A 24,439-nucleotide genomic window follows, 5' to 3' on the forward strand; every position below is an offset into this window, starting at 1 on the left:
GGCGATGACGGATTTATGCTGGCAACGATTGTCGGGCGCGTCAAAGGAGACCGTCATGACCGCCAGTACCGCCGCACGACGGCTCGCCGACGCCGATCTGCCGACGCTGGACTACAGCGCCGACGACCACCCGGCACAGGTCTATCCGCGCTTCCGGGAGGCTCAGGAACAGGCGCCCATCGCGATCGGCCCGTTCGGGCCCGAAGTGCTCTCCTACCACATGGTCCGAGCCGTGTTGCGGGACAAGCGATTCGAAGTACCACAGGGTATTGCGCTGCAGGCGCAGGGCGTCACCTCCGGCCCCTTGTGGGACAAGGTGACCGCCAGCCTGCTGTGCCTGGAGGGCGACGCGCATCGGCGGTTGCGCGGCCTGTGCTCCAGGGCGTTCACGCCGCGAACGGTCGCGCGGCTGCACGACACGATGATCGGGGTGCTGGACGAGCTCGTCGATCGGGTCGCCGACCAGGGACACTGCGATGTCGTCGACGACATCGCGCGCCCCTATCCCGTCCCGATCATCGCGGCGCTACTGGGCGCACCGCGGCAGGATTGGCAGCGATTCGCGTCCTGGGCCGACGTGATCTTCCAGGCGTTCGACTTCACCGCCGACATCCCCGCGCTCGAGGGGAGCGTGATGCGGGCCTGGGGCGAACTCGACGACTACGTCGACGACATGATCGCGCAGCGCCGGCACAGCCTGTCCGACGACTTGATCTCCGACCTGATTCGGGCCGAAGACGACGAGGATCGACTCGACGCCGCCGAGTTACAGATGCTGGCGGGCGGCTTGCTGTTGGCCGGCACCGACACCACGCGCAACCAGGTGGCCGCGTCGGTGCAGGTGCTCTGCGAGCATCCCGATCAGTGGAAGTTGTTGCGCGACAACCCCGACCTGGCCATGCAGGCGGTGGAGGAGACGATGCGGCATTCCCCGATCGCGGGTGGTGTGCTGCGGCTGGTGGCCGAGGACGCGGAGCTCGACGGCTACATCTTTCCGGCCGGGTCGATGGTGTTGGTGAATACCTTTGCGGCCAATCGTGATTCGAGTGTCTACGACGATCCCGATCGCGTCGACATCACGCGCGAGGGAGTGCCGCCGATCCTGACCTTCGGCGGCGGCGTGCATTACTGTCTGGGCGCCAACCTGGCCCGGCGTGAGATCGCCGAGGCGCTCCACGTGCTGACGGCCCGGCTGCGCAACCCGCGGATCGCCGGGCCGGTGCCGTGGAAACCGATTGTCAGTCTGAGCGGACCGAAAAGCCTGCCCATCGAATTCGACTAGCTGCCAGACGGAATCAACTCGGCATGCACCGTGTGTCCGTATTTGGACGGCATAAGGCGATGGATCGAGGGCACCACCACACCGTGAAGCACCGGATACTTGCGCCGCAGCAGACGCGCTGCGTGGCGATACTCGGCTCCCTCCAGTAGGCGCGCCTGTGCCGGCAGCATCGGCCCGATCGGCTTGCCCGACATGGTCGCCGAGCCGAACTCGACGTTCGGGTTTCGACGTATCCGGCGTGCCTTGATCGCGCTTTCGTATGTGCGGAAGTACGCACGCTCTCCGTCCACCGCGATGCTGACAGGACTGGTCCCAGCGGTTCCATCCTTGCGAAATGTGGTGAGCCTGATCGTTTTCTGCCGAACGAACGGGACAAACAGCGGGTCGGTCGCCACGCTGACGTTGCCCAGGACGTAGCCGAGCTGGCGTAACCGCAGCAACAACGCGACGATCAACAACACTGACGCCGCGCCGAGCGCCCACGCTTGGAGGGCCGAACCGCCTAGGTCGAGGTCGACGACGTGGTTTGCGGTGTGCACGGTGTTCGCCACGATGTATCCCACAAGTACGGTCGCCATCGCATCCGACCAGATCAGTGCGAGCAGCAGCATGATGCCAAGGCCCACCTGGAACGCGCCGACGTCATGCACGAAGTGCTCATGCGCGGGAAACGCGACCACCCGCGCGAACGAACGGGGATCGATCAGACACCACACCCCTATCGCGGTATTGAGCAATCCGATCAGTGCGGTAATCGTGACCACGTACACCCGCGCCGGAGTCCCAATGGGAATCATGTGCCGTCCTCCACTCTTCTCGTCTTCGATTGCTAGACGAGACTGCTCACCGATGTGTGACACGGAGGCGTCCGACGCTTTGCAGCGATCGTCAAACAACACGTGAACAGACGGAATCATCGGCCGAAGCCGGGGTGTCAAGCGGTGCCGTGAGCGAGGGTAGGCCCATGACGACGCATGAAGACCAGAAGACCGCGAACGAGGGCGCGGAAACTGAGCCCAAACGCCGCGGCGTGATGCAGTCCCTCACCGCTCTATGTGTCCGGTACGTCGAGCGTCTGATGCCGGACCCGTACCTGTTCGCCGTCATCCTGACCCTCATCGTCGCCGCGCTGGTCGCCGCCTTGGTCAGCGGCGCCTCGCCCAGCGGCATGCTCAAGGCGTGGTACGGCGGGGTGTGGGGATCGCAGAACATCTTCACGTTCGCGTTCCAGATGGTGCTGATCCTGGTGACGGGGTACACGCTCGCCGAAGCACCGGTCCTGAAGCGGGGCATCGTCTACATTGCCGGCAAGCCAGCGAACCAGATCCAGGGAGCCCTGCTCTGCTTCGGCGTGAGTGCTGGTCTCTCCCTGCTGAATTGGGGACTCGGGCTGGTCGCCGGCGCGCTGGTCGCCCGGCAGGTCGCCAAGCGCTTCACCGACGCACATTTCGGCTACCTCATCGCGGCCGCGTTCATGGGCTTTATCGTTTGGACGCAAGGACTTTCGTCGTCGATTGCGCTGGCGAACACGGACAACGGCAGCCCGATCAACGTGATTCACAAGCTGACTGGCATCACGGTGCCGCTGAATTTGACAATTTTCCAGCCGTACAGCTGGCTGTCGGCGATCGTCGTGCTGGCACTGCTCGCGTTGGCGATCTGGCGCATGGCGCCGGCGGAGAGCCTTGCGCCCGATCCCGCGGTGTTCGAAGACGAGGACCAGCCGGAGGCAAAGGCCGAGGGCGGCAAGACATTTGCCGAATGGCTAGAGAACCTGTGGGTCCTCAATGTGCTCGTGTTCGCGGCGGGCATTGCGTATTTCTGTATCAGCGGTTTCGCGCTGAACATCGCGTCGATGATCATGCTGTTCACGATCACCAGTGCGTTGCTGCACCGCACGCCGATCCGCTTTATCCGCGCCTTCACCGGCGCCGCGAAGGTGTCCGGTCCATTGCTATTGCAATATCCGCTCTACGGCGGCCTGGTCGGCTTGCTGGGTTACGCGCCCTCGCATGCGGCCAAGCCGCTGCAGACCGTCCTGGCACAGGCGCTCGTCGACGGCGCGACGCAGTACACGCTGCCGTTCCTGACCTTCGTCGGCTCGTTGATCATCAGCCTGTTCGTGCCGTCGGGCGGCGGGCACTGGGCCGTGCAGGGCCCGATCGCGGTCGACTCGGCGCTGGCGCTCGGTCAGCGCTCGCCGGCCTATCTGGGGTTGATCTCGATGGCGGTCGCCGTCGGCGAGGGGGTGGCGAACATGATTCAGCCGTTCTGGTTGCTGCCCCTGCTTGCGATCGCGAAGCTCAATGTCCGTCAGGTGATGGGCTTTACGATCGTCGCGTTCGTGATCGGGTTGGTGGTTTTGGGTGCTACCACTCTGATCGCGCCTTACGTGATTTGACGCCGAATGCCACGCCCGAGAACCTAGAGCTGTATCTGCCCGCCGTCGACAGCCAACTCGGCCCCGGTCATGAAGCTGCTCTGATCCGAGGCCAGGAACAGCACCGCGGATGCGATTTCATCGGGGCGGCCCAGCCGCTTCATCGGAACCTGGGCGGCCATGCCGTCCAGCAGGTCCTGCTTCTGGTCGGCAGGCGCCAGACCGGTGAGACCGGGGGTTTCGACCGGGCCGGGAACGATGGTGTTGACCCGGATCTTGCGGTCGGCGAGCTCGGCGGCCCACGTCCGGCCGAGCGAGCGGATGGCAGCCTTGGACGCGGCGTAGAGCCCGAATGCCGGTACTCCTTCGGACGCGGCGGTGGATCCGGCCAGCACCACGGAGGCGCCGTCATTGAGCAACGGCAGCGTTTTCTGCACGGTGAACACCGTGCCCGCCACGTTGCGGTCGAAGTTGTCCCGGTAGTGCTGTGGCGTCACATCGGCGAGGGTGGCGAAATCGCCGCCGCCCGCGTTGGCGAAAAGTACGTCAAGACCCTTACCGTGCTTGGCGATCTCGGCGGCCAGGCTATCGAGTTCTTCGGGCTTGCTCATGTCGCTCTGCACACCGTGGGCGCCGATGGACACCGCCGCTTCGTCCAGGCGAGTGCGATCGCGACCGGTGATGAAGACGTACGCGCCTTCATCGGCCAGCCGCCGGGCGGTCGCCAGGCCGATGCCTGATGTGCCTCCGGTGACCAATGCTGTCTTGCCGTCGAGCTGTCCCATGGTCGCGCCCCGTTCTGGTGTGGTTCGTGCGATTCACCCTCTACAACCTAGGTGATGTATCACCTATTCCGGCGCGTTCAGCACCGTCCACATCCGGGTGATGCGTTCGTCGGCTATCTCGGCGACATCGAAGCCGGACGCCACTGTGACGTCGTCGGGGGTCCGGACCTCCCAGGCGAGGAAACCCAGGCCGCGGGTCTGGCGCACCGGGCTTGCCTTGACGAAGTGCATGCCGGGCAGCTTTTCCTGCAGTTCAGCAGCCTTGGCGTTCAACGCGTCATGCCCGGTGGCCGTGCCTTCGTCATCAATCCACTCCACGTCATCCGCGTAGGTCACGGCGATCGCAGCGGCGCGCCGGTGCGGATCCCGTTCGTCAAATACGGCGAGCAGATTGGCTTCCATCAGGCGGGTGATGACTTCGCTCATTGTCCCTATCCACATTTAGGTGATAATTCACCTAAATACTACCTTGGCGCGGGCGGGAGTGAGCTGTGGTGATCGAGGTTTACGTGAATGTGCTCCAGCGCGGCAGTGAAGGAGGGGAGCAGATTCTCGGGCAGCGGGTCGAAGAACAGGCTGCGCACCAGGTCGACATGCCCGGGCGCGGCATCGGCGATCGCCTGCCGCCCCTTCGCGGTGAGCACGACGTTGCTCGTGCGGCCGTCCTCAGTGCTGGGGCGACGCCCGGTGAGACCACGTTCTTCCATGCGCCGCAACTGATGTGACAGCCGGCTACGTTCCCAGCCGATTTCCGCGGCCAGGTCGCTGACACGCAAGCCCTCGTCGTTGTCGCCGCTGAGCGCCACCAGCACGTCGTAGTCGGACAGCGACAAACCCGACTCGGCCTGCAGCTGACGGTTCATCTCGTAGCTCATACGTAGCTGCACTCGCATATAGGCGACCCAGGCGCGATGCTGTTTCGGCGTCAGCCATCCCCGCTTCGGTGATGTGTCCCGCATTTTTCTGGGCGTCACGTTTGTCAGTATGACAACCGCCCGCCGGGACGCGATTGAGATTGACTCACCGAAGACCGGACAAGAACCGAACGAACTCGGTGGCCAGGGCCGGGATCGAACCGGCGACCTTCCGCTTTTCAGGCGGACGCTCGTACCAACTGAGCTACCTGGCCGGAAGACACCGTCTGTAACTGAAGTGCCTCACAACGATGGCGACCCTGACGGGACTCGAACCCGCGACCTCCGCCGTGACAGGGCGGCGCGCTAACCAACTGCGCCACAGGGCCTTGCTCTACTGCTCGCTCCGGCGTTGCCGCCGCCGCGCGTACCCCCAACGGGATTCGAACCCGTGCTACCGCCGTGAAAGGGCGGCGTCCTAGGCCACTAGACGATGGGGGCCAGAACCGAATTTCTTCGGGGGTACTCACGACGTGGTTCGTCGGAGCCTCGCTAGCTTAGGGCACCGGGGGCCGAATCCTCAAACGAGCACCCAGTATCCTGATGCGTCGCCGCCCCTATAGCTCAGTTGGTAGAGCTACGGACTTTTAATCCGCAGGTCCTAGGTTCGAGTCCTAGTGGGGGCACCAGTAACCGATAGGTGTAACTCGATCACTTCAGCCAGGTGACGTCCGACGTCGTCGAGCGCATCCGTCGATCCGTTGGCCAGCGCGACAATGACAGCGCCTTCGATGGCCGCGACAATCAGCGTCGCGAGCGAACGGGCGTTGTCCCGTGCGGCACCGGAATCGACCAATCGTTGGGCCAGGATCCGGCGCCAGTCATCGATCGCCTCGGCCGCTGCGTCCGCGGCTGCCGGAGCTTCCGAACGGCCCAGGATCGCCGCGACGATCGGGCAGCCGGCTTCTATCTCGGTCGCGCGCAGCTGGACTTTCCACTGGTCGATGAAGGTCTGGACGACCTGGATCGGGTCTGCCCCGTCATCGGCCGACCGGATCACGTCGCTGAGTCCCTGGCCGGCGATGCGGGTCGCTTCGGCCACCAGCTCGGCTTTCCCGCCTGGGAAGTTCAGATACACCGTCCGGCGCGCGACGCCGCTGTCCTCCAGCAGTGCGCTGAGGCCGGCTCCGGCCACACCGCGTCGCTGCATCAATCCCGTGATGCTGGCAATGAGAGCTTCGCGGGCAGTCATGGGTTGAACTATACCGATTGGTCTACTACCGTGGGCATCCATGACGAACACCGACAAGACGTTGCGGAAGTTTCGGCGAGAACGTGCGGTCGGGCGCATCCTCAATCCGGCCGTCGCATGGTTGGGCAAACTCGGGCTGCGCACTGCGATGGCCACCGAACTGGAAACCACCGGCCGCAAGACCGGACAACTGCGCCGCGTGCCAGTATCGGTGCAGTTCGACCATGACGGGGCGTGGGTCATCTGCCAGCACGGCACCCGCTCCGGGTGGGGTAGCAATATTCTCGCCAACCCCAACGTGCGTGTCCGACAAGGGAATCAGTGGCGCACCGGTGTGGCGAAATTCCGACCCGACGATGACGTCGTGGCCCGCGGTCGCAAGTTCGGGTTGGTCGGGTCCAAAGTCGCCAAGGCCTTGGAGACGACTCCGGTGTCGGTCCGGATCGACTTCACCGACTGACGTCTCGGCGCCGGCCAACTCCGCGCCGACTGTGTAGCTTGTGCCTGCGAAACGGCCGGCTTCGCGCACATAACCCGCACAGTCGACGCGCTAGTTATCTGCCCGGCTTTCGGATGGAGGACCCGTGATCGACTTCGCCCAGCGGACCATCGACCTGGCACGCCAAAACGTCGAAGAGGGCGGCCGCCCGTTCGCGACGGTGATCGTCAGGGACGGCGAAGTCCTCGCCGAGAGCGCCAATAAAGTTGCGCAGAGCCATGATCCGACGGCCCACGCCGAGATCCTCGCCATCCGCGAGGCATGCATCAGACTAGGCACCGAGCATCTGACCGGCGCCACCATCTACGTGCTGGCCCATCCGTGCCCGATGTGCCTGGGCTCGCTGTACTACTGCTCACCGGATGAGGTCGTGTTCCTGACGCAGCGCGACCAGTACGAGCCGTATTACGTCGACGACCGCAAATACTTCGAGTTGGCGACGTTCTACGACGAATTCGGCAAAGACTGGCAACGGCGGCGATTGCCGATGCGCTACGACCGGCGCGACGACGCCATCGACGTGTACCGGCTGTGGAACGAACGCAACGACGGCAAAAGGCCTTAGACGTTGGGGCAGTAGTGCTTTGGATCGCCCCGCTCGTCGAGCGGCGGCAGGTTGCGGGCCGGCGTCTGCACCAGCGGAGTGTCGGCGGGAATCCGGCCGTTGGCCCGGTCGAAGCCGGCCCGGGCGCGTGGATGCTTACGGTATCGCGGGGGCACGACGGCGAAAACCAGCCGGACCAGGTCGCCGAAGCGGCGGTGCAGCCACTCGTCGCGGCGTGACCAGGTGTAGCCCATCAGCTTTCGCACCGCCGGGTGGTACAGGCCGACCGTCAGCCAGACGAAGAACGGGGAGAGCAGTTTGCGCTGCAACGCCCAGAGCGGGTCCGGAATCCATTCCGCGAAAGGCGGTTTCGGCAATTCCGTCAGGTTGAGTACCTCGCGGGCGGCGTAGTTGTTCTCCAGCACCTCGCTGCACATGTGGTCCCAGTAGACCTGGAAGTCCTCCCAGGTCTTGGGGACCGGGCGCATGCTCATGCCATACATCCGGTACCAGTCGACGTGTTCGTCGAACAGCTGGCGCTTCTGCGCTTCGGTGATCCCGCCGCAAAACCGTTCTGCCACATGGATTGTGCCCATGAAGAACGTCGAGTGGGCCCAGTAGAACACATCGGGGTTCAGCGCGTGATAGCGCCGCCCCTGACTGTCGGTGCCCTTGATCTCGATGTGGTAGTCGCGAACCTCGGCCCCGGTGGTCGGCGCGCGGTCGCCGTCGAACACCACACCGCCGATCGGGTACAGCGACCGCAGCAACCGCGGCCAACGCTCACGGAAGAACGTCGAGTGATCTTCGACCGCCGCGCCGAGTTGTGGGTGCATGTTCTGCATCGAGCCGGCCCACGGGCCCTGCAGCATGCCACGCCAGTCGCCGAAATACCGCCAGGTCAGCGAGTCCGGGCCAAGCGGCCGCGGCGGGGACTCGTATCCCAGCGGCGAAACCGGGCAACCGGACGCAACCGGGGACGCCTCAGACGTATCTTGAGTCACTAGCGAAAGTTCCTGTCCATATCAGGCAAACTGACTACATGCGTTGTCAAGAGCAGTCTAGGAGGGCCGTGCCGTCCGGTCAACGTGCGCGCCGATGGTCCGGCGTCCCCTTGCAGGACCGCCAGGCCCTGCGGCGCGATGAACTCGTCGCCGCCGGCGTGCAACTGCTCGGCGAGGCGAGTGGTCCGGCCGTCACCGTGCGCGCGGTGTGCCGGCAGGCCGAACTGACCGAACGCTACTTCTACGAGAGCTTCAGTGACCGCGACGAGTTCGTGCGGGCCGTCTACGACGACGTGTGTTCCCGGGCGATGTCGGCGTTGATGTCGGCGGCGACGCCGCGCGAGGCCGTCGAGCGATTCGTCGCGCTGATGGTCGACGACCCCGTCCGCGGGCGGGTGCTGCTGTTGGCCCCAGCGGTCGAGCCGGTGCTGGTCCGCTCGGGCGCGGAGTGGATGCCGAACTTCATCGACCTGCTGCAGGGCAAGCTGACCCAGATCGGCGACCCGGTGCGGCAGAAGATGGTGGCCACCAGCCTGATCGGCGGTCTGACCGCACTGTTCACCGCCTATCTGGACGGCCGTCTGGCGGCCACCCGCGAGCAGTTCATCGACTACTGCGTCGACATGCTCCTCAGCAGGGCTGCGGCGGGCTAACACCACCGCCCTTGGGACACGTAGTGTCTAGACGGCAAGAAACTTGATGTCACCGACGTACACAGATATATTGACTGAAACCGTCAGACACAGATAACTGGGAGGTGTGCTGTGCCGGATCCTAGGGACCTGGACCTGCTACGTGAACTCGAGCCGGTTGTCGAGAAGTACATGAACCGGCACCTGAGCGTGCACAAGCCGTGGAACCCCCACGACTACATCCCGTGGTCCGACGGTAAGAACTTCTACGCCCTCGGCGGCCAGGATTGGGAACCCGGACAGTCCAAGCTGACCGACGTCGCGCAGGTCGCGATGGTGCAGAACCTGATGACCGAAGACAACCTGCCGTCGTATCACCGCGAGATCGCGATGAGCATGGGTATGGACGGAGCCTGGGGTCAGTGGGTCAACCGCTGGACCGCGGAGGAGAACCGGCACGGCATCGCACTGCGCGACTACCTCGTGGTCACCCGCGCCGTCGACCCCATCGAGCTGGAGAAGCTGCGTATGGAGGTGGTGAACCGCGGCTTCAGCCCGGGCCAGAACCGCCAGGTGCGCGACGACCTGTTCTGCGACAACCTCTTCGACTCGATCGTCTATGTCACGTTCCAGGAGCTGGCCACCCGCATCTCACACCGCAACACCGGCAAGGCCTGCAACGAGACCATCGCCGACCAGCTGCTGGCCAAGATCTCGGCCGACGAGAACCTGCACATGATCTTCTACCGCGACGTCACCGAGGCCGGCTTCGAGATTGAACCGGACAAGGCGATGCGCTCGCTGCACAAGGTGCTGCACAACTTCCAGATGCCCGGCTACCAGGTGCCTGAATTCCGCCGCAAGGCCGTGATGATCGCGGTGGGCGGTGTCTACGACCCGCGCATCCACCTCGAAGAGGTGGTGATGCCGGTGCTGAAGAAGTGGCGCATCTTCGAGCGCGAAGACTTCCGCGGCGAGTCCAACCGGTTGCGCGACGAGCTGGCGGTGCTGATCAAGGAGCTCGAGGTGTCCTGCGACAAGTTCGAGATCTCCAAGCAGCGCCAACTCGACCGCGAGGCCCGCACGGGCAAGCGGGTCACCGCCGAGGAGCTGCACCAGACTGCGGGCACGCTCACCCTCAGCCGGCGGTAGCCCGCCGTGCGGATAGGACCCATCGAGCTGGCCAGCCCGGTGGTGCTGGCGCCGATGGCCGGCGTCACAAACGTCGCCTTCCGGACGCTGTGCCGGGAACTCGAGCAGGAGCGCGTCGGCACCGTCAGCGGACTGTACGTCTGCGAAATGGTGACCGCGCGGGCCCTCGTCGAGCGGCATCCCGTCACCATGCACATGACGGCGTTCTCCGCCGACGAGACGCCGCGGTCGCTGCAGCTCTATACCGTTGACCCCGCCACCACCTACGCGGCGGTCAAGATGATCGCCGACGAGGGGCTCGCCGACCACGTCGACATGAACTTCGGCTGCCCGGTGCCCAAGGTCACCCGCCGCGGCGGCGGCGCCGCGCTGCCCTACAAACGGCAGCTGTTCGGCCAGATCGTCGCGGCCGCGGTCCGCGGCACCGAAGGCACCGACATCCCAGTGACGGTCAAATACCGGATCGGCATCGACGACGAGCACCACACTCACCTCGAAGCGGGCAAGATCGCCGAATCCGAAGGCGCCGCGGCGGTCGCGCTTCATGCCCGCACGGCCGCGCAGCGCTACTCGGGGACCGCCGACTGGGAGCAGATCGCCCGGCTCAAGCAGCACGTTCAGACCATCCCGGTGCTCGGCAACGGCGACATCTTCGAAGCCAACGACGCGCTCACCATGATGGCCATGACCGGCTGCGACGGCGTCGTCATCGGTCGCGGTTGCCTGGGCCGGCCGTGGCTGTTCGCCGAACTGTCCGCGGCGTTCACCGGCACCCCGGCGCCCACGCCGCCGAATCTGGGCGAGGTCGCGAACATCATCCGGCGGCACGGCGAGCTGCTCAGCGCACACTTCGGCGAAGACAAGGGCATGCGCGACATGCGCAAACACATCGCCTGGTATCTACACGGCTTCCCGGCCGGCTCGGATCTGCGGCGGGCGCTCGCCCTGGTCAAGACCCGCGAGGAACTCGACCGGCTACTGGATCAGCTCGACGGCGATACGCCGTTCCCGACCGCGGCGAACGGTCCGCGCGGCCGGCAAGGATCGCCGGCCAAGGTGGCTCTGCCCGACGGCTGGCTGGCCGATCGCGACGACTGCACGGTTCCATCCGGCGCCGACGTCATGCACTCGGGCGGCTAGCCTCCGGCGGCGATGCAGGCCGGACGGGCCTGAGGGGGTACCGCCCAGCCGCGCAGCGGCGAGGGGGCAAGCCGGACAGTCGATCGATACTGTCCTGAGATCGCGTTTCCGGTGCCGTCTCTATACGATGTGGAACTTGTTGCATCATGCGCCGGTGGCCGAGACCAAAGCCATCATCGCGGTACGGCTGTACTGGCACAACACGACCGCAACGTTGCGGCTATACGTTGCGATGCGTCGACGAGCGTGCCTGAGCGACATCTGAGATTCGGAGGCCGGTAGGACATGAGTGACGGCGATTCAGCCACTCACGGCCCCGACGCCGACGACATAGGGCTTACCGGCGCGCCGCCGGGATCGCGAAGCACCGCGCCGTGGGAACGGTTCGGCACCGCGCAGACCGCCACCATTGCCCACCGCTGGGTCGGGCCGTCAGCGACGCCCGAGCGCCACGAAACGCCCCCGCCGGTCGAACGCGCCGGCAACGGTAATGGCCGCGGCAACGGCGACGGCGGCAGCCACGCCGAGGGTGGACTCAGCGTCGCCGATCTGATCGCCAAGATCGGCGGACCGGTCGCCGACCGCCCGCGCCATCATCACGCCGCCCCGGAAGACAGCGAGACGCTGCGCCCCGCGCCCTCGCCCCCGGCCGGGGAGCCCGCGGACTACGACGCGTTCGAGTTGCTCAGCCCGGCGGACTACGCCGACGAGACGCCCGACCTTGACGCCATTCGCCGCACGGCGCTGTTCGGCGACGCCGACGTCGAGCAGACCACGGTGCTGCGGCCCGCCGCGGCGCGCCTAATCGACCCCGCCCCGCCCGAACCCGATGAGGACGACCACCTCAAGCCCAAGCCGAAACGTCGCCGGCACGGCGGGATGATGGTGGCCGGCCGCATGCTGGTCGCCACGATTGCGGCGGCGGCGCTGGCGATGACCGGCGGGGCGTACCAGTGGAGCACGTCGAAAAACCACCGGCTCAACAAGATCAGCGCGCTCGACATGAGCTCACGCGACATCGTCGACCCGAACGCGCAGTTCGGCGACGAAGACTTCCTGATCGTCGGCATGGACTCGCGCGCCGGCGCCAACGCCAACCTGGACGTCGGCACCACCGAGGACGCCGGCGGGGCCCGCTCGGACACCATCATGCTGGTCAACATTCCGGCGAACCGCAAACGTGTTGTCGCAGTGTCGTTTCCGCGGGACCTGGCCATCACGCCGATCCAGTGCGAAGCGTGGAACCCCGACACCGGCGAGTACGGCCCGCTCTACGACTCCGACACCAAAAAGTGGGGGCCGAAGAACGTCTACACCGAGACCAAATTGAACTCGACGTTCTCGTTCGGCGGTCCGAAGTGTCTGGTGAAGGAAATCCAGAAACTGTCCGGGTTGAGCATCAACCGCTTCATCGCCGTCGACTTCGCCGGCTTCGCCAAGATGGTCGACGCGCTCGGCGGCGTCGAGGTGTGCAGCACCACCCCGCTGAAGGACTACGAGCTGGGGACCGTGCTGGCGCACGCCGGCCGCCAGCTGATCGACTCGAAGACCGCGCTGAACTACGTGCGGGCCCGCAACGTCACGACCGAGAACAACGGAGACTACGGCCGCATCAAACGTCAGCAGCTGTTCCTGTCCTCGCTGCTGCGATCGCTGATCTCCAAGGAGACGTTCTTCTCGCTGAGCAAGCTCAACAGCGTCGTGAACATGTTCATCAGCAACAGCTACGTCGACAACATCAGGACCAAGGACCTCGTCCAACTCGGCCAGTCGGTGCAAGGCATGAACGCCGGCCACGTCTCGTTCGTGACCGTGCCGACCGGCGTCACCGACGAGAACGGCGACGAGCCACCACGCACAGCGGACATGCGGGCGCTCTTCGACTCGATCATCAACGACGACCCGCTGCCGGGCGAGAACAACATGAACGCGACCTCGAGCCCGCCGACCAAAGCCCCGACCGGCGAGACGGGCCGAGGCACCCAAACCAACCAACAGGCCGACACGCACCCGCAGCACGTGCAGGCCGCGGCTGCCGCACCCCAGAACGTCACCGTGCAGGTGTCCAACTCGACCGCCAAGTCGGGGCTGGCCGGCACGGCCAGCGGCCAGCTGAAGCGCCGCGGATTCCGGGTCAAGTCGCCCGACGACTACCCGAGCCCGCTCAAGACCACCAAGGTGCTGTTCTCCCCGGGCAATGAGGGAGCCGCCGCCACCGTCGCGGCGTCCTTCCCGAACTCCACGGTGGAGCGGATCACCGGGACCGGCAACGTGGTGCAGGTGGTCCTCGGATCGGACTTCAGCACCGTCGCCGCTCCCCCGCCCGTCGGCTCACAGGTCACTTTGCAGGTCGAGCGCAACGCGAGCAGCCCACCCAGCAAGCTGCCGGACGACCTGTCGGTGACCAACGCCGCCGACACCCACTGCGAGTAGCGCGTAGCAGGTCAACCCGCATTCACCCCGAGTTCATGCGTCACTTCGGGCCGGTTCACGCCCCTTGCCGGATTCGGAACGTACCCTTGCGATATGCGCACCGCCTACCATGAGCAGCTCGCTGAGCTCTCCGAACAGCTGGGAGCGATGTGTGGGCTGGCCGGTGCCGCGATGGAACGGGCAACCCAAGCGCTGTTGCAGGCCGACCTGGTTCTCGCCGAACAAGTCATCTCCGACCACGAGAAGATCGCCGAACTGAGCGCGCAGGCCGAGGAGAGCGCGTTCGTGCTCCTGGCCCTGCAGGCCCCGGTCGCCGGCGACCTTCGCTCGATCGTGAGTGCCATCCAGATGGTCGCCGACATCGACCGGATGGGGGCGCTGGCCCTGCATGTCGCCAAGATCGCCCGCCGACGTCATCCACAGCACACGCTGCCCGAGGAAGTCAACGGCTACTTCGCCGAAATGGGCAGGCTCGCAGTCGAATTGGGCAATAGTGCGCAGGAAGTGCTGCAGTCGCGCGACCCGGAGAAGGCCGCTCGCATCCGCGAAGAAGACGACGCGATGGACGACCTGCACCGCCACCTGTTCACCGTGTTGATGGATCGGGAGTGGAAGCACGGCGTGGCCGCGGCCGTGGACGTGACGTTGCTGGGCCGGTTCTACGAGCGCTTCGCCGATCACGCCGTGGAGGTCGCGCGCCGAGTGATATTCCAGGCGACCGGCCACCTGCCCGAAGACGAGACCGTCGCGCAGTCGGGCTAGGTCGGCTCAGCCGAAGCGGCCCGAGATGTAGTCCTCGGTGGCCCGCTGGGTCGGGTTGGAGAAGATCTTCTCGGTGTCGTCGATCTCAACCAGCCGACCCGGCTTGCCGACCGCTTCAAGGTTGAAGAACGCGGTGTGATCGCTGACCCGGGCCGCCTGCTGCATGTTGTGGGTGACGATCACGATCGTGTATTCCTGCTTCAACTCTGCGATGAGGTCTTCGATCGCCATCGTCGAGATCGGGTCCAGCGAGGAACACGGCTCGTCCATCAGCAGCACGTCGGGCTGGACGGCGATCGCCCGCGCGATGCACAGCCGCTGCTGCTGACCTCCGGACAGGCCACCACCGGGCCGGTCCAATCGATCCTTGACCTCGTCCCACAGGTTGGCGCCGCGCAGCGCGTACTCGGCGGTGTCGTCGAGCAGTTTGCGGTTGCGCACACCCTGCAACTTCAGGCCGGCCACCACGTTGTCGCGAATCGACATGGTAGGGAACGGGTTTGGCCGCTGGAACACCATGCCGATCGCCCGCCTCACACCGACCGGGTCGATACCGGAGCCGTAGATGTCGTCGTCGTCGAGTAGCACGCTGCCCTGCATACGCGCACCGGGCGTCACTTCGTGCATTCGGTTGAGCGTCCGCAGCACGGTGGTCTTGCCGCAACCCGACGGCCCGATGAACGCCGTCACGCTGCGCGGCAGGACTGTCAGCGAGACATCGGCGACCGCCTGGAAAGCGCCATAGAAGATGTTGACCTCTTTGAGGTCCAACCGCTTAGCCACCGGAACTCCTGCCTAACCTCTCGGGAGCAAAGACTTTCGAGACGATCCTGGCCACCAGGTTAATGACGGCGATCAGCACGATCAGCGTCAGGGCGGCGCCCCACAGCCGATTAGTAGGAATCGGACTGGTGCCCGCCCCGGCCGAGTTCTGGTCGTACATCATTCCCGGCAGCGAACCCATGAAACCGCCGAAGATGTTGAAGTTCATCGCCTGCGAGTAGCCGACCAGGATCAGCAGCGGCGCCGTCTCGCCCATCACCCGGGCCAGGGCCAGCAGGATGCCGGTGATGATGCCGGACATGCCGGCCGGAAGCACGATCTTGGTGATGGTCCGCCAGGTCGGCACGCCCAGCGCGTAGCTGGCTTCGCGCAGTTCCACCGGGACGATGTGCAGCATCTCCTCGGTGGTGCGGACGATCACCGGGATCATCAGCAGCACCAGCGCCAGCGATACCGCGAGGGCGGATCGCGGAAGGCCGAACGTGGCGACGAACAACGCATAGATGAACAAGGCGGCCACGATCGACGGCACCCCGGTCAGGATGTCGACCATGAAGCTGGTCAGCTTGCCCATCGTGCTGTCGCCGCCGTACTCGACCAGGTAGATCGCGACGAAGACACCGATCGGAATGGAGATCGCCGCGCACACCAGGCCTTGCAAGACTGTCCCGACGATCGCGTGGTAGGCGCCGCCGCCGGCCATGAATGCCGTCATATCGGCTTGCGAATGTGTCCACCACACAGTGGATTTGACCGTGTCGAAGCCCTTGGCCACCACCGAGTACAGCAGCCAGATCAACGGTCCCAGAGCCACCCCGACCGACAGCGTCACCAATACGGTCGCCACGGCATTGGCGGCCCGGCGGCGCAGACTCAGCCCGGTGAACCTTCGCGCCTTCAGCGGGCGATCGAGTATCGACGTCATCGTCGAGCCCTGCCCGTGACGGCGGCGCGCGCCATCGCGTTCACCAGCAGCGTGAGCAAGAACAACACCAAACCGGCGGCGATGTAGGCGCCGGCCCTGTACTCGTCGTTGAAGTCGTATGCCGTGGCCGCGATCTTGGTGGCGAAGGTGTAGCCGCCGTCGAACAGCGACCAACGGAACGGTGACTGGGTGCCGCGCAGGATGATCAGCAACGCAATCGTCTCGCCCAGCGCACGGCCCAGACCCAGCATCGCGCCGCTGACGTAGCCGGACCGTCCGAACGGCAGCACTGCGGTCTTGACCACCTCCCAGCGGGTGGCGCCGAGCGCCAGCGCCGCCTCGATCTGACCCTGCGGCGTCTTCATGAAGACCTCGCGGGTGACCGCGGTGATGATCGGCAGGATCATCACCGCCAGCACGATCCCGCCGGTGAAGATCGTGCCGCCGCCGGACACCGACGCGTTGCCCGTCGCGAATAGGAACACCCCGCCCAGATGCTGGTTGAGCCACGTCGCGACCGGTCTCAGCCGCGGCGCCAGCACGAAAAGACCCCAGACGCCGTAGATGATCGACGGGACCGCCGCGAGCAGTTCGACGATGTAGGCCAGCGGTCCGGTGATTCGCCGCGGTGAGTACTGGGCCAGGAAGATCGCGATTCCCAACGAAATAGGCATCGCCAGGATCAAGGCGAACAGCGCCACCATCATCGTCACCTGAACCAGGTCGAACACACCGAACCACATCGACTCGGTGTTCGAGGTGTCCCAGTTGCCGCCGTAGGTGAAGAAGTTGGCCCGGTTGCGCGACAGCGCGGGGATTGCGCGCATCAGCAGGAACAGCCCGATCGCGGCGATCAACACGACGATCAGGGCCCCGGAGCCCTCCGACAAACCGCGGAACAGTCGATCACCGCGGCTGTGTTTGACCACTCCCCAGCCCAGCGGGGCCGAGCTGCGAGACGATTCGACGACCATCGCTCCCGAGCCGGTATCGGCTGGATTCGGTGTCGTCACTGTTTCCCCATCGGTCGGCAGCCCTCGGACAAAAGGGTAATTCGTCCGATCACCGGATCGCGTTGATAGCCGTGAGCAGCCGCCTTTTGAACTTGTCCGGCAGGGGAACGTAGCCCGCGCTGGACAGGCCGGCCTGGGCGTCGTCGGCGGCGACAGTCAGCAGCGACTTGATCGCGGCGCTGGTCGCGGGGTCATAGCCCCGCGAGCAGACGATCTCGTAGGTGGCCAATACCAGCGGATAGGCGCCGGCGGCCTGGGTGCGGTAAATCGACTTCATGTTGAGTCTCAGATCGTCGCCGACCCCGGCGAAGGTGGCGCCGTCGATGGCCTTGCGGGCCGAGTCCTCGCTGAGCGCGACTGCACCCGCGCCGTCGTTGAGCTGCGCGTACGGCATTCCAGCTTGATCCGCGAAGCCCTGTTCGACGTAGCCGATCGCGCCGGGCGCGGCGTGCACGGCCTGGATGATGCCGGCGGACTTCTGCGCGCCCTCGCCGACGCCGCCCTGAAACTCACTGCCGGTGCCGCGGGTCCAGCTGCCGGGGGCGGCCGTGGCGAGGTATTTCTGGAAGTTGTCCGTGGTGCCCGAGGAGTCCGAGCGGTAAATCGGCGAGATCCGGGTGTTCGGCAGCGACGTGCCGGGATTGAGTTGGGCGAGCGCCGCGTCGTCCCATGCGGTGATCGAGCCGCTGAAGATCTTGGCCAGCACGTCAGCGTTGACGACGAGCTTGTTGATCCCCTCCAGGTGGTAGACGATCGCGATCGGGCCGAACACCATCGGCAGGTGCCAGGCGGGATTTCCGTTGCAGCGCGCGGCAGCCGGACCGATCTGCTCTTGGGTGAGCGGCGAGTCCGACCCGGCGAAGTCCACGTGCTTGGCGATGAACTGCTCGCGTCCAGCGCCCGACCCGGTTGGGTTGTACGCCAGCTGCTTGCCGGGGCACAGCTGTGACCAGGCCATGTTGAACAGTGCGATGGCGTTCTGCTGAGCAGTCGAACCCTCGGCGGTCAGATCGGGTTTACCGGCGCAGTCCACCGGGCCGGACGGCGCCGCCAGCCCGTGCAGGTTGTTGTCGCTGCCGCAGCCGGTGGCCAGGGTGCCCGACACCACGACGGCCGCCAGTGCGCCGCGCAGCGGGTGGAGCTTCACACGGCAGGGGAACACGTTAGCCCTGCGCGTAGGCGGTGTCGACGCGGTACTGGGAGAACCCAAGCCGGGCATACGTCCGCAGCGCTGCGGTGTTGTCCGACTCGACGTAGAGCATCACGGTCGGATGCGGCTCGCCGGCCAGCCTCTGCGACAGGTGGGCGACGCCGACCGCGGTCAGCACGCCGCCCAGCCCCCCTCCTTGGGAGGCCGGGTCGACGCCGACGACATAGACCTCGCCAAGACCTTCCGCGTCGGGATGCACCTTGGTCCAGTGGAACCCCAGCAGGGCGCCGGTCTGTTCGCTGAAAGCAAGAAACAGGCCCTCGGGATCGAACCAGGCCTCGGCGCGCCGCTCGGCGAGATCGGCTTCGGTCCAGCCGCCCTGCTCTGGGTGTGTCGCGAAGGCAGAGTTGTTGACCCGCAACAGCTCTGCGTCGTCGGCGGTGCCGGCGTAGGTCCGGATGCGCACGCCGTCTGGCACTACGGGCTCGGAGATCCCGTCGAGGCTGCGGCGCATCTGGACGAGTTCGCGAACGCTCGACAACCCCAGCGCCGACGCGGTCGCGCGCGCCGGCTCCAGGGTGCCGTGCGCCCAAAAGTGGCTCTTGCCATCGGTTTTCGACAGTGCAGCGTTGATCATTGCCGCGCCGATGCCTTTTCGGCGGGCAGCGGGGTGGACAACCAGTTCCGCTATCGCAGCGAGGTTCAGATAGCCGACGATGGCGCCACGGTCGGTAACCAGCAGATGTTCCGTACGATCGTGCGGCAACTCACGCAGCACCTGCTCGCCGACGGGCGCTACGGTATCGAATTCGGTTGCAGCAGTGATAAGTTCGCGAATCTGGTGCTGCTCGTCGGCCGCCAGCGCCGCGCGCCATTGCGGCGCCGTCACTGGCTGTGCAGCGGATCGGCCAGCGGCTCTGCGTGAGAGTCCGCGTCGTCCTCGTCGTCGTCAGCCGTCTCCGGGCTCGGCGGCCGACCCCTGGTCGGGCGCACCGCCTTGTAGCCCACATTGCGGACCGTGCCGATCAGGGCCTCGTACTCCGGCCCGAGTTTCGCGCGCAGCCGCCGCACGTGCACGTCGACGGTACGGGTGCCACCGAAGAAGTCGTAACCCCATACCTCGTGCAGCAATTGGGCCCGGGTGAACACCCGACCCGCGTGCTGGGCGAGATACTTCAGCAGCTCGAATTCCTTGTAGGTGAGATCGAGCGGACGGCCGCGCAACCGGGCGGTGTAAGTGCCTTCGTCGATCACGAGTTCGCCGAGGCTGATCTTGCCGACGCCTTCCTGATCCTGCAGGTTGCCTCGCCGGCCGACGAGCAGCCGCAGCCGGGCATCGAGCTCGGCGGGCCCGGTGCCGGGCAGCAGGATCTCGTCAAGCCCCCAATCCGCGTTGACGGCCACCAGACCGCCCTCGTTGACCACTACCACCACCGGGATCGACCGGCCCGTGGAACCCAGCAGGCGGCACAGTCCCCGCGCGGCCGGCAAGTCCAGACGCGCGTCGACGATCAAGATGTCAGCGCTGCCGGCCTCCAGCAGCGACGACACATCCGGCGGCGCGGTGCGCAGGGCGTGTGCGAGCAGCGACAAGGACGGCAGAACCACATCCGGATTCGGCTCGGCGGTCAACAGCAACAGGTCCAAGCAAGCCCCTCCAGCTTTCGTGGGAAAGGCGTCTCCCAAAATTCATGGCGAGATACGAAGTTTAACGGCCAGGTCATTAAACGATAGCTTGCAACCAGGTCTTTCGCGCGCCGACGCCGGTGACGATGCACACCCGAGGCCGCGCGTAGGCCACAATATGCGGATGCGTAAGGCGCTGGTCGGAGCGACGGCCGTGCTGTCGGCTGTGGTGGTCGTGGTGCTGGCGGCCGTCGGCACCGACTTCGGGACCAGCATCTATGCCGAGTATCGACTGGCACGGACGGTGCGCGAAACGGCCCACCTGGGCTTCGACCCGTTCGTGGCGATCATCGCGTTCCCACTGATCCCGCAGGCGATGCGCCACCGCTACGAGGATGTCGAGATCAAGGCCGGCGGGGTCGAGCGCCCGGTGATCGGCAAGGCCACGTTGGAAGCCACGATGCACTCGGTCGACCTGACCGACGCGTCATGGCTGATCAGGCCGAATGCCAAGCTGCCAGTCGGCAAGCTGGAGAGCCGGATCATCATCGACTCGCTGCATCTGGGCCGTTACCTGGGCATTCGGGACCTGATCGTCGAAGCGCCCGCCAAAGACACCAACACCGCCAGCGGCGGCACCACCGAGTCCGGGATCTCAGGCAGCAACGACCTGGTGTTCAGCGGCACGCCCAAAGCCTTCGGCAAGCGCGTCAGCGTCGCGGTGGACCTGTCGATGACCGGCGATGACGACTCCACGCTGGTATTCACCCCCACCGGCGTCCTGACCGGCCCTAACACCGCCAACGAACCGGTGCCGGACGACAAGCGTGATGCGGTGCTCGCAGCGTTCGCCGGCAAGCTGCCCGACCAGAGATTGCCGTTCGGGGTGGCACCGACCACCGAGGGCGCCCGCGGCTCTGACGTGATCATCGAGGGCATCACCACGGGATTAACGATCACCCTTGACGGGTTCAACCGGGCATGACTTCGGCTGTAGTCGCGGTGCTCGTGGCGTTGGCCGCCGCCGCGCTCATCGGCTGGCTGATGACCCGCCGGTCCGGTGCCGTTCGCGCGGCGGCCGACGACGTCGACACCACCGACCTCGGCCTGTCGTCCCAGGGTCCGACCGTCGTGCATTTCAGCGCATCGTGGTGCGGACCCTGCGCTCAGGTGCGCCGCGTGGTCAACCAGGTGTGCGACGGCCTCGAGCAGGTCGCGCACGTCGAGATCGACATGGACGCCAATCCGGCCGCCGCGCGCCGTCTTTCGGTGCTGTCGCTGCCCACGACCTTCATCTTCGACGCCGAGGGCCGGCAGCGTTATCGCACCTCGGGTGTGCCCAAAGCCGACGACCTGCGGTCGGCCCTGACGCCGCTGTTGGCTTCATGACGTCGGCATTGGGTAAGCTGCATGGCGTGTCCGCCCGCGTCGAGCTCATGCTCACCAACCGCCGCTCAGTCGTACTGTGCCGCGTCGCAGGCTGCTGCTGTTGTTGTAGCTGCTGAGTAGCCGCGCCTTCTCGCGCCGCGCTCGGAGCAACCAGAACCCCGTGGCGCGTCGCCACATAAGTCGTGCAATCAGGAGCAGCATCATGTCGGACACCACGAACCCCGATCAGGTGGACGTCCGGGGACCGCGCTTCGCGGCCTGGATCACCACCGCCGTCCTCGTCATCACCCTGCTGGTGTCCGGCGTCAGCCCGTTCGCCGCCGCCCAGATCCTCGGGCTGCAGTCCGTCGTGTTCGCGATCGGGGCGCTGGCTGGACCGCGACGCCACCCCTACGGCCAGGTGTTCGCCAAGCTGGTCGCGCCGCGACTGAGCCCGGTGCGTGAGCGGGAGCCCGTTCCCCCGCTGAAGTTCGCTCAGCTGGTCGGCCTGATTTTCGCCGCCCCGGCCGCGATCGGGTTCGCCAACGGCGCTGTACTCTTCGGGGTCGTGCTCACCGGGGCGGCCCTGGTAGCCGCCTTCCTCAACGCAGCCTTCGGCATCTGCCTGGGCTGCCAGCTCTACCCGCTCGTGGCGCGCTTGAAGCCGGTCCACAGCACCTCATAGCGATCGAAAGGAACTTCCCCTATGGCCCGCTCCGACGTCCTGGTCTCCGCCGACTGGGCCCAGAGCAACCTTGACGCTGACCACGTGGTCTTCGTCGAGGTCGACGAAGACACCAGTGCCTACGACGACGGACACATCGCCGGCGCGGTCAAGCTGGACTGGCGAACCGATCTGCAAGACCCGATCCGCCGCGACTTCGTCGACGCCGCGCAGTTCTCCAAGCTGCTCAGCGAGCGTGGCATCGGCAACGACGACACCGTGGTGCTCTACGGCGGCAACAACAACTGGTTCGCCGCCTACGCCTACTGGTACTTCAAGCTCTACGGCCATGAGGACGTCAAGCTGCTCGACGGCGGCCGCAAGAAGTGGCAGCTCGACGGCCGCCCGTTTTCCACAGAAAAGGTGAGCCGGCCCGCCACCAGCTACACCGCGAAGCCCGCGGACAACACGATCCGCGCCTTCCGCGACGAGGTGCTGGCCGCGATCAACGCGAAGAACCTGGTCGACGTGCGCTCACCCGATGAGTTCTCCGGCAAGATTCTGGCGCCCGCACACTTGCCGCAGGAACAGAGCCAACGGCCCGGTCACATTCCCGGCGCGATCAACGTGCCCTGGAGCAGGACCGCCAACGACGACGGCACGTTCAAATCGGACGAGGAGCTGGCCAAAATTTACGCCGACGCCGGCCTCGACGGTTCGAAGGAGACGATTGCTTACTGTCGAATCGGGGAACGGTCGTCGCACACCTGGTTCGTCCTGCAGGAACTGCTGGGACACCGGAACGTCAAGAACTACGACGGCAGTTGGACGGAATACGGCTCCCTGGTTGGAGCCCCAATCGAGTTGGGAAGCTGATTATGTGCTCTGCGCCAAAGCAAGGACAGACTCTGCCGGCCAGCGTCGACCTGGAGAAGGAAACGGTGATCACCGGCCGGGTCGTCGACCGTGACGGCCAGGTCGTGGGCGGCTCTTTTGTGCGACTGCTGGATTCCTCGGGCGAGTTCACCGCCGAGGTAGTGGCTTCGGCCACCGGCGACTTCCGTTTCTTCGCGGCCCCCGGGTCGTGGACACTGCGGGCGCTGTCGGCCGCCGGCAACGGCGACGCGATCGTCGAGCCCAAGGGCGCCGGCATCCACGAGGTCGACGTCAAAATCGCGTGATCGGTCCGCCGAACTAGACTCGTCATCGTGGTTCTGTTCTTCGAGATCATCCTCGTCGCGTCCGTCGTGGTCATCTCCTGGTTCGCGCTGTACACGCTGTATCGCCTGATCACCGACGAATCGTGACGTCCTCCCCCGACGACGACTCCGACGCCATCGACTCGGGCCGGGTGCCGGGCTCCGGTGATCGCGCGGTAGCCGCAGCGGCGCAACGCGCCAAGGAGACAGCGACGCGCAACGTCCCGGTCTTCGACGACCTGCCGATCCCCGCCGACACCGCCAATTTGCGCGAGGGCGCCAACCTGCACGACGCGCTGCTGGCATTGCTTCCGTTGGTCGGCGTGTGGCGCGGCGAGGGCGAAGGGCGTGGAGCCCACGGCGATTACCGGTTCGGCCAGCAGATCGTCGTCTCCCACGACGGCGGCGACTACCTGAACTGGGAGTCCCGTTCGTGGCGGGTCAGCGAGGCCGGTGAGTACGAGGCGCCCGACCTGCGCGAGACGGGCTACTGGCGCTTCGTCAACGAACCCGACGACCCCTCGGAGTCGCAGGCCATCGAACTGCTGCTGGCGCACTCCGCGGGCTACATCGAGCTGTTCTACGGCCGCCCGCTCAACCAATCGTCGTGGGAGCTGGCCACCGATGCGCTGGCCCGCAGCCGCTCGGGCGTGCTGGTCGGCGGGGCCAAACGGCTCTACGGCATCGTCGAGGGCGGTGATTTGGCGTATGTCGAAGAGCGGGTGGACGCCGACGGCGGGCTGATTCCGCACCTGTCGGCGCGGCTGTCTCGTTTCGTCGGCTGATCCGATACCGACTGCCGGACAACGCATTTGCGGGCTGCCCTAGAAATGGGCAGCCCCCGAGCCGTAGTTCCAGGTTGGACAAACCGGAGGCTCGGGGGCCGGGTGGCTGCGGGGAATTCGCCAGCGCGCGCAGGTGATTCCTCGCCTGGTACTGCTAGCGGGCAGCCACCTCACAAGTCCAATAAGCTATCAATTTCTCGGACCACC

General features: G+C 65.9%; 27 protein-coding genes and 4 tRNA genes. 16 read left to right on the forward strand and 15 right to left on the reverse strand.

Annotation, left to right across the window (positions count from 1 at the left end; all coding sequences use genetic code 11):
• Positions 1-55: 55 nt before the first annotated feature.
• A complete protein-coding gene (locus A5658_RS21710) occupies positions 56-1,282 on the forward strand; it encodes a cytochrome P450 (RefSeq protein ID WP_067339961.1) in 1,227 nt (408 codons plus the stop codon).
• Here A5658_RS21710 and A5658_RS21715 read toward each other — a convergent pair.
• Complete coding sequence (locus A5658_RS21715) at positions 1,279-2,079, reverse strand: PPOX class F420-dependent oxidoreductase (RefSeq protein WP_067340164.1); 801 nt, start codon at positions 2,077-2,079, stop codon at positions 1,279-1,281. The two genes, A5658_RS21710 and A5658_RS21715, sit on opposite strands and share 4 nt — an antisense overlap.
• Before the next feature lie 167 nt (positions 2,080-2,246).
• Between A5658_RS21715 and A5658_RS21720 the strand changes: the two genes are divergently transcribed.
• Entirely contained in the window at positions 2,247-3,683 is a 1,437-nt protein-coding gene (locus A5658_RS21720; protein WP_067339963.1) for a TIGR00366 family protein, read from the forward strand.
• A gap of 23 nt (positions 3,684-3,706) precedes the next feature.
• Here A5658_RS21720 and A5658_RS21725 read toward each other — a convergent pair whose 3' ends face one another.
• The 6 genes from A5658_RS21725 to A5658_RS21750 form a co-directional block, all read right to left on the reverse strand.
• Positions 3,707-4,447 carry an SDR family NAD(P)-dependent oxidoreductase gene (locus A5658_RS21725; protein ID WP_067339965.1) on the reverse strand — a complete coding sequence of 247 codons (741 nt, stop codon included), beginning with the start codon at positions 4,445-4,447 and terminating at the stop codon, positions 3,707-3,709.
• A 63-nt stretch (positions 4,448-4,510) separates the two neighbouring features.
• Positions 4,511-4,873, reverse strand: a complete 363-nt coding sequence (locus tag A5658_RS21730; RefSeq protein ID WP_067339967.1) for a nuclear transport factor 2 family protein — start codon at positions 4,871-4,873, stop codon at positions 4,511-4,513.
• Positions 4,874-4,911: 38 nt separating this feature from the next.
• Positions 4,912-5,421: a MarR family winged helix-turn-helix transcriptional regulator gene (locus A5658_RS21735; RefSeq protein ID WP_231997407.1), complete on the reverse strand. Its 510-nt coding sequence runs from the start codon at positions 5,419-5,421 to the stop codon at positions 4,912-4,914.
• Positions 5,422-5,502: 81 nt separating this feature from the next.
• Positions 5,503-5,576 (reverse strand) — tRNA-Phe (locus A5658_RS21740).
• 37 nt (positions 5,577-5,613) lie between these two features.
• Positions 5,614-5,690, reverse strand: a tRNA-Asp gene (locus tag A5658_RS21745).
• Positions 5,691-5,729: 39 nt separating this feature from the next.
• Positions 5,730-5,802 (reverse strand) — tRNA-Glu (locus A5658_RS21750).
• A gap of 112 nt (positions 5,803-5,914) precedes the next feature.
• Here A5658_RS21750 and A5658_RS21755 point away from each other — a divergent pair.
• Positions 5,915-5,990: transfer RNA gene (locus tag A5658_RS21755), tRNA-Lys, on the forward strand.
• Here the strand turns inward: A5658_RS21755 and A5658_RS21760 are convergent.
• Positions 5,963-6,553: a TetR/AcrR family transcriptional regulator gene (locus A5658_RS21760; protein WP_082993346.1), complete on the reverse strand. Its 591-nt coding sequence runs from the start codon at positions 6,551-6,553 to the stop codon at positions 5,963-5,965. The two genes, A5658_RS21755 and A5658_RS21760, sit on opposite strands and share 28 nt — an antisense overlap.
• A 40-nt stretch (positions 6,554-6,593) precedes the next feature.
• Here A5658_RS21760 and A5658_RS21765 point away from each other — a divergent pair, with 40 nt between their 5' ends.
• Together A5658_RS21765 and A5658_RS21770 are read left to right on the forward strand one after the other, a co-directional pair.
• Positions 6,594-7,013: a nitroreductase/quinone reductase family protein gene (locus A5658_RS21765; RefSeq protein WP_067339971.1), complete on the forward strand. Its 420-nt coding sequence runs from the start codon at positions 6,594-6,596 to the stop codon at positions 7,011-7,013.
• A gap of 127 nt (positions 7,014-7,140) precedes the next feature.
• Positions 7,141-7,617, forward strand: a complete 477-nt coding sequence (locus tag A5658_RS21770; RefSeq protein ID WP_067340166.1) for a nucleoside deaminase — start codon at positions 7,141-7,143, stop codon at positions 7,615-7,617.
• Here the strand turns inward: A5658_RS21770 and A5658_RS21775 are convergent.
• A complete protein-coding gene (locus A5658_RS21775; protein ID WP_067339973.1) occupies positions 7,614-8,600 on the reverse strand; it encodes an oxygenase MpaB family protein in 987 nt (328 codons plus the stop codon). The two genes, A5658_RS21770 and A5658_RS21775, sit on opposite strands and share 4 nt — an antisense overlap.
• A 38-nt stretch (positions 8,601-8,638) precedes the next feature.
• Here A5658_RS21775 and A5658_RS21780 point away from each other — a divergent pair, with 38 nt between their 5' ends.
• The 5 genes from A5658_RS21780 to phoU all read left to right on the forward strand — a co-directional run bounded on the left by A5658_RS21780 (position 8,639) and on the right by phoU (position 14,719).
• Positions 8,639-9,253, forward strand: coding sequence for a TetR/AcrR family transcriptional regulator (locus A5658_RS21780; protein ID WP_369830555.1), 615 nt, complete (start codon positions 8,639-8,641; stop codon positions 9,251-9,253).
• 111 nt (positions 9,254-9,364) lie between these two features.
• The gene (locus A5658_RS21785) at positions 9,365-10,384 is read left to right on the forward strand and encodes an acyl-ACP desaturase (RefSeq protein ID WP_067339977.1); all 1,020 of its coding nucleotides are present in this window, start codon (positions 9,365-9,367) and stop codon (positions 10,382-10,384) included.
• Positions 10,385-10,390: 6 nt separating this feature from the next.
• Entirely contained in the window at positions 10,391-11,524 is a 1,134-nt protein-coding gene (dusB, locus tag A5658_RS21790) for a tRNA dihydrouridine synthase DusB (RefSeq protein WP_067339979.1), read from the forward strand.
• A gap of 285 nt (positions 11,525-11,809) precedes the next feature.
• A complete protein-coding gene (locus tag A5658_RS21795; protein ID WP_067339981.1) occupies positions 11,810-13,957 on the forward strand; it encodes an LCP family protein in 2,148 nt (715 codons plus the stop codon).
• A 93-nt stretch (positions 13,958-14,050) separates the two neighbouring features.
• Positions 14,051-14,719: a phosphate signaling complex protein PhoU gene (phoU, locus tag A5658_RS21800; RefSeq protein WP_067339983.1), complete on the forward strand. Its 669-nt coding sequence runs from the start codon at positions 14,051-14,053 to the stop codon at positions 14,717-14,719.
• 6 nt (positions 14,720-14,725) lie between these two features.
• Here phoU and pstB read toward each other — a convergent pair whose 3' ends face one another.
• The 6 genes from pstB to A5658_RS21830 all read right to left on the reverse strand — a co-directional run bounded on the left by pstB (position 14,726) and on the right by A5658_RS21830 (position 20,237).
• The gene (gene pstB, locus A5658_RS21805) at positions 14,726-15,502 is read right to left on the reverse strand and encodes a phosphate ABC transporter ATP-binding protein PstB (protein ID WP_067339984.1); all 777 of its coding nucleotides are present in this window, start codon (positions 15,500-15,502) and stop codon (positions 14,726-14,728) included.
• Complete coding sequence (gene pstA, locus A5658_RS21810) at positions 15,495-16,427, reverse strand: phosphate ABC transporter permease PstA (RefSeq protein WP_067339986.1); 933 nt, start codon at positions 16,425-16,427, stop codon at positions 15,495-15,497. Before pstA ends, pstB begins: the two co-directional genes overlap by 8 nt.
• A complete protein-coding gene (pstC, locus tag A5658_RS21815; RefSeq protein WP_082993347.1) occupies positions 16,424-17,401 on the reverse strand; it encodes a phosphate ABC transporter permease subunit PstC in 978 nt (325 codons plus the stop codon). Before pstC ends, pstA begins: the two co-directional genes overlap by 4 nt.
• An 88-nt stretch (positions 17,402-17,489) precedes the next feature.
• A complete protein-coding gene (gene pstS, locus A5658_RS21820; protein WP_067340169.1) occupies positions 17,490-18,587 on the reverse strand; it encodes a phosphate ABC transporter substrate-binding protein PstS in 1,098 nt (365 codons plus the stop codon).
• A 16-nt stretch (positions 18,588-18,603) separates the two neighbouring features.
• Positions 18,604-19,479: a mycothiol synthase gene (mshD, locus tag A5658_RS21825; protein ID WP_067339990.1), complete on the reverse strand. Its 876-nt coding sequence runs from the start codon at positions 19,477-19,479 to the stop codon at positions 18,604-18,606.
• Positions 19,476-20,237, reverse strand: a complete 762-nt coding sequence (locus A5658_RS21830) for a response regulator transcription factor (RefSeq protein WP_067339992.1) — start codon at positions 20,235-20,237, stop codon at positions 19,476-19,478. The genes mshD and A5658_RS21830 overlap by 4 nt, the downstream gene beginning before the upstream one ends.
• A 157-nt stretch (positions 20,238-20,394) precedes the next feature.
• On the opposite strand from A5658_RS21830, the gene lmeA reads away from it, so the two are divergent.
• The 6 genes from lmeA (at position 20,395) to A5658_RS21860 (ending at position 24,232) form a co-directional block, all read left to right on the forward strand.
• Positions 20,395-21,201 carry a mannan chain length control protein LmeA gene (gene lmeA, locus A5658_RS21835; protein WP_067339994.1) on the forward strand — a complete coding sequence of 269 codons (807 nt, stop codon included), beginning with the start codon at positions 20,395-20,397 and terminating at the stop codon, positions 21,199-21,201.
• Positions 21,198-21,605, forward strand: a complete 408-nt coding sequence (locus A5658_RS21840) for a thioredoxin family protein (protein WP_067339997.1) — start codon at positions 21,198-21,200, stop codon at positions 21,603-21,605. Before lmeA ends, A5658_RS21840 begins: the two co-directional genes overlap by 4 nt.
• 202 nt (positions 21,606-21,807) lie before the next feature.
• The gene (locus tag A5658_RS21845; RefSeq protein ID WP_067339998.1) at positions 21,808-22,269 is read left to right on the forward strand and encodes a DUF4395 domain-containing protein; all 462 of its coding nucleotides are present in this window, start codon (positions 21,808-21,810) and stop codon (positions 22,267-22,269) included.
• 21 nt (positions 22,270-22,290) lie between these two features.
• Positions 22,291-23,124 carry a sulfurtransferase gene (locus tag A5658_RS21850; RefSeq protein ID WP_067340000.1) on the forward strand — a complete coding sequence of 278 codons (834 nt, stop codon included), beginning with the start codon at positions 22,291-22,293 and terminating at the stop codon, positions 23,122-23,124.
• Between the two features lie 2 nt (positions 23,125-23,126).
• Positions 23,127-23,429, forward strand: a complete 303-nt coding sequence (locus A5658_RS21855; RefSeq protein ID WP_067340002.1) for a DUF1416 domain-containing protein — start codon at positions 23,127-23,129, stop codon at positions 23,427-23,429.
• Positions 23,430-23,551: 122 nt separating this feature from the next.
• On the forward strand, positions 23,552-24,232 hold the full coding sequence (locus tag A5658_RS21860) for an FABP family protein (RefSeq protein ID WP_082993349.1): 681 nt from the start codon (positions 23,552-23,554) through the stop codon (positions 24,230-24,232).
• Positions 24,233-24,439 lie beyond the last annotated feature (207 nt).

Origin of the sequence: Mycobacterium sp. 1245111.1, assembly GCF_001673405.1 — a bacterium.
In the GTDB taxonomy this organism is placed as follows: Bacteria; Actinomycetota; Actinomycetes; order Mycobacteriales; family Mycobacteriaceae; genus Mycobacterium.

Coding starts and splice junctions, on each gene's coding strand:
- phoU (WP_067339983.1), top strand. CDS start 14,051: ATGCGCACCGCCTACCATGAGCAGCTCGCTGAGCTCTCCGAACAGCTG.
- A5658_RS21730 (WP_067339967.1), bottom strand. CDS start 4,873: ATGAGCGAAGTCATCACCCGCCTGATGGAAGCCAATCTGCTCGCCGTA.
- A5658_RS21845 (WP_067339998.1), top strand. CDS start 21,808: ATGTCGGACACCACGAACCCCGATCAGGTGGACGTCCGGGGACCGCGC.
- A5658_RS21715 (WP_067340164.1), bottom strand. CDS start 2,079: ATGATTCCCATTGGGACTCCGGCGCGGGTGTACGTGGTCACGATTACC.
- pstC (WP_082993347.1), bottom strand. CDS start 17,401: ATGGTCGTCGAATCGTCTCGCAGCTCGGCCCCGCTGGGCTGGGGAGTG.
- A5658_RS21840 (WP_067339997.1), top strand. CDS start 21,198: ATGACTTCGGCTGTAGTCGCGGTGCTCGTGGCGTTGGCCGCCGCCGCG.
- A5658_RS21765 (WP_067339971.1), top strand. CDS start 6,594: ATGACGAACACCGACAAGACGTTGCGGAAGTTTCGGCGAGAACGTGCG.
- A5658_RS21710 (WP_067339961.1), top strand. CDS start 56: ATGACCGCCAGTACCGCCGCACGACGGCTCGCCGACGCCGATCTGCCG.
- A5658_RS21780 (WP_369830555.1), top strand. CDS start 8,639: ATGCGTTGTCAAGAGCAGTCTAGGAGGGCCGTGCCGTCCGGTCAACGT.
- A5658_RS21850 (WP_067340000.1), top strand. CDS start 22,291: ATGGCCCGCTCCGACGTCCTGGTCTCCGCCGACTGGGCCCAGAGCAAC.
- A5658_RS21795 (WP_067339981.1), top strand. CDS start 11,810: ATGAGTGACGGCGATTCAGCCACTCACGGCCCCGACGCCGACGACATA.
- A5658_RS21725 (WP_067339965.1), bottom strand. CDS start 4,447: ATGGGACAGCTCGACGGCAAGACAGCATTGGTCACCGGAGGCACATCA.
- lmeA (WP_067339994.1), top strand. CDS start 20,395: ATGCGGATGCGTAAGGCGCTGGTCGGAGCGACGGCCGTGCTGTCGGCT.
- A5658_RS21855 (WP_067340002.1), top strand. CDS start 23,127: ATGTGCTCTGCGCCAAAGCAAGGACAGACTCTGCCGGCCAGCGTCGAC.
- pstA (WP_067339986.1), bottom strand. CDS start 16,427: ATGACGTCGATACTCGATCGCCCGCTGAAGGCGCGAAGGTTCACCGGG.
- A5658_RS21760 (WP_082993346.1), bottom strand. CDS start 6,553: ATGACTGCCCGCGAAGCTCTCATTGCCAGCATCACGGGATTGATGCAG.
- A5658_RS21720 (WP_067339963.1), top strand. CDS start 2,247: ATGACGACGCATGAAGACCAGAAGACCGCGAACGAGGGCGCGGAAACT.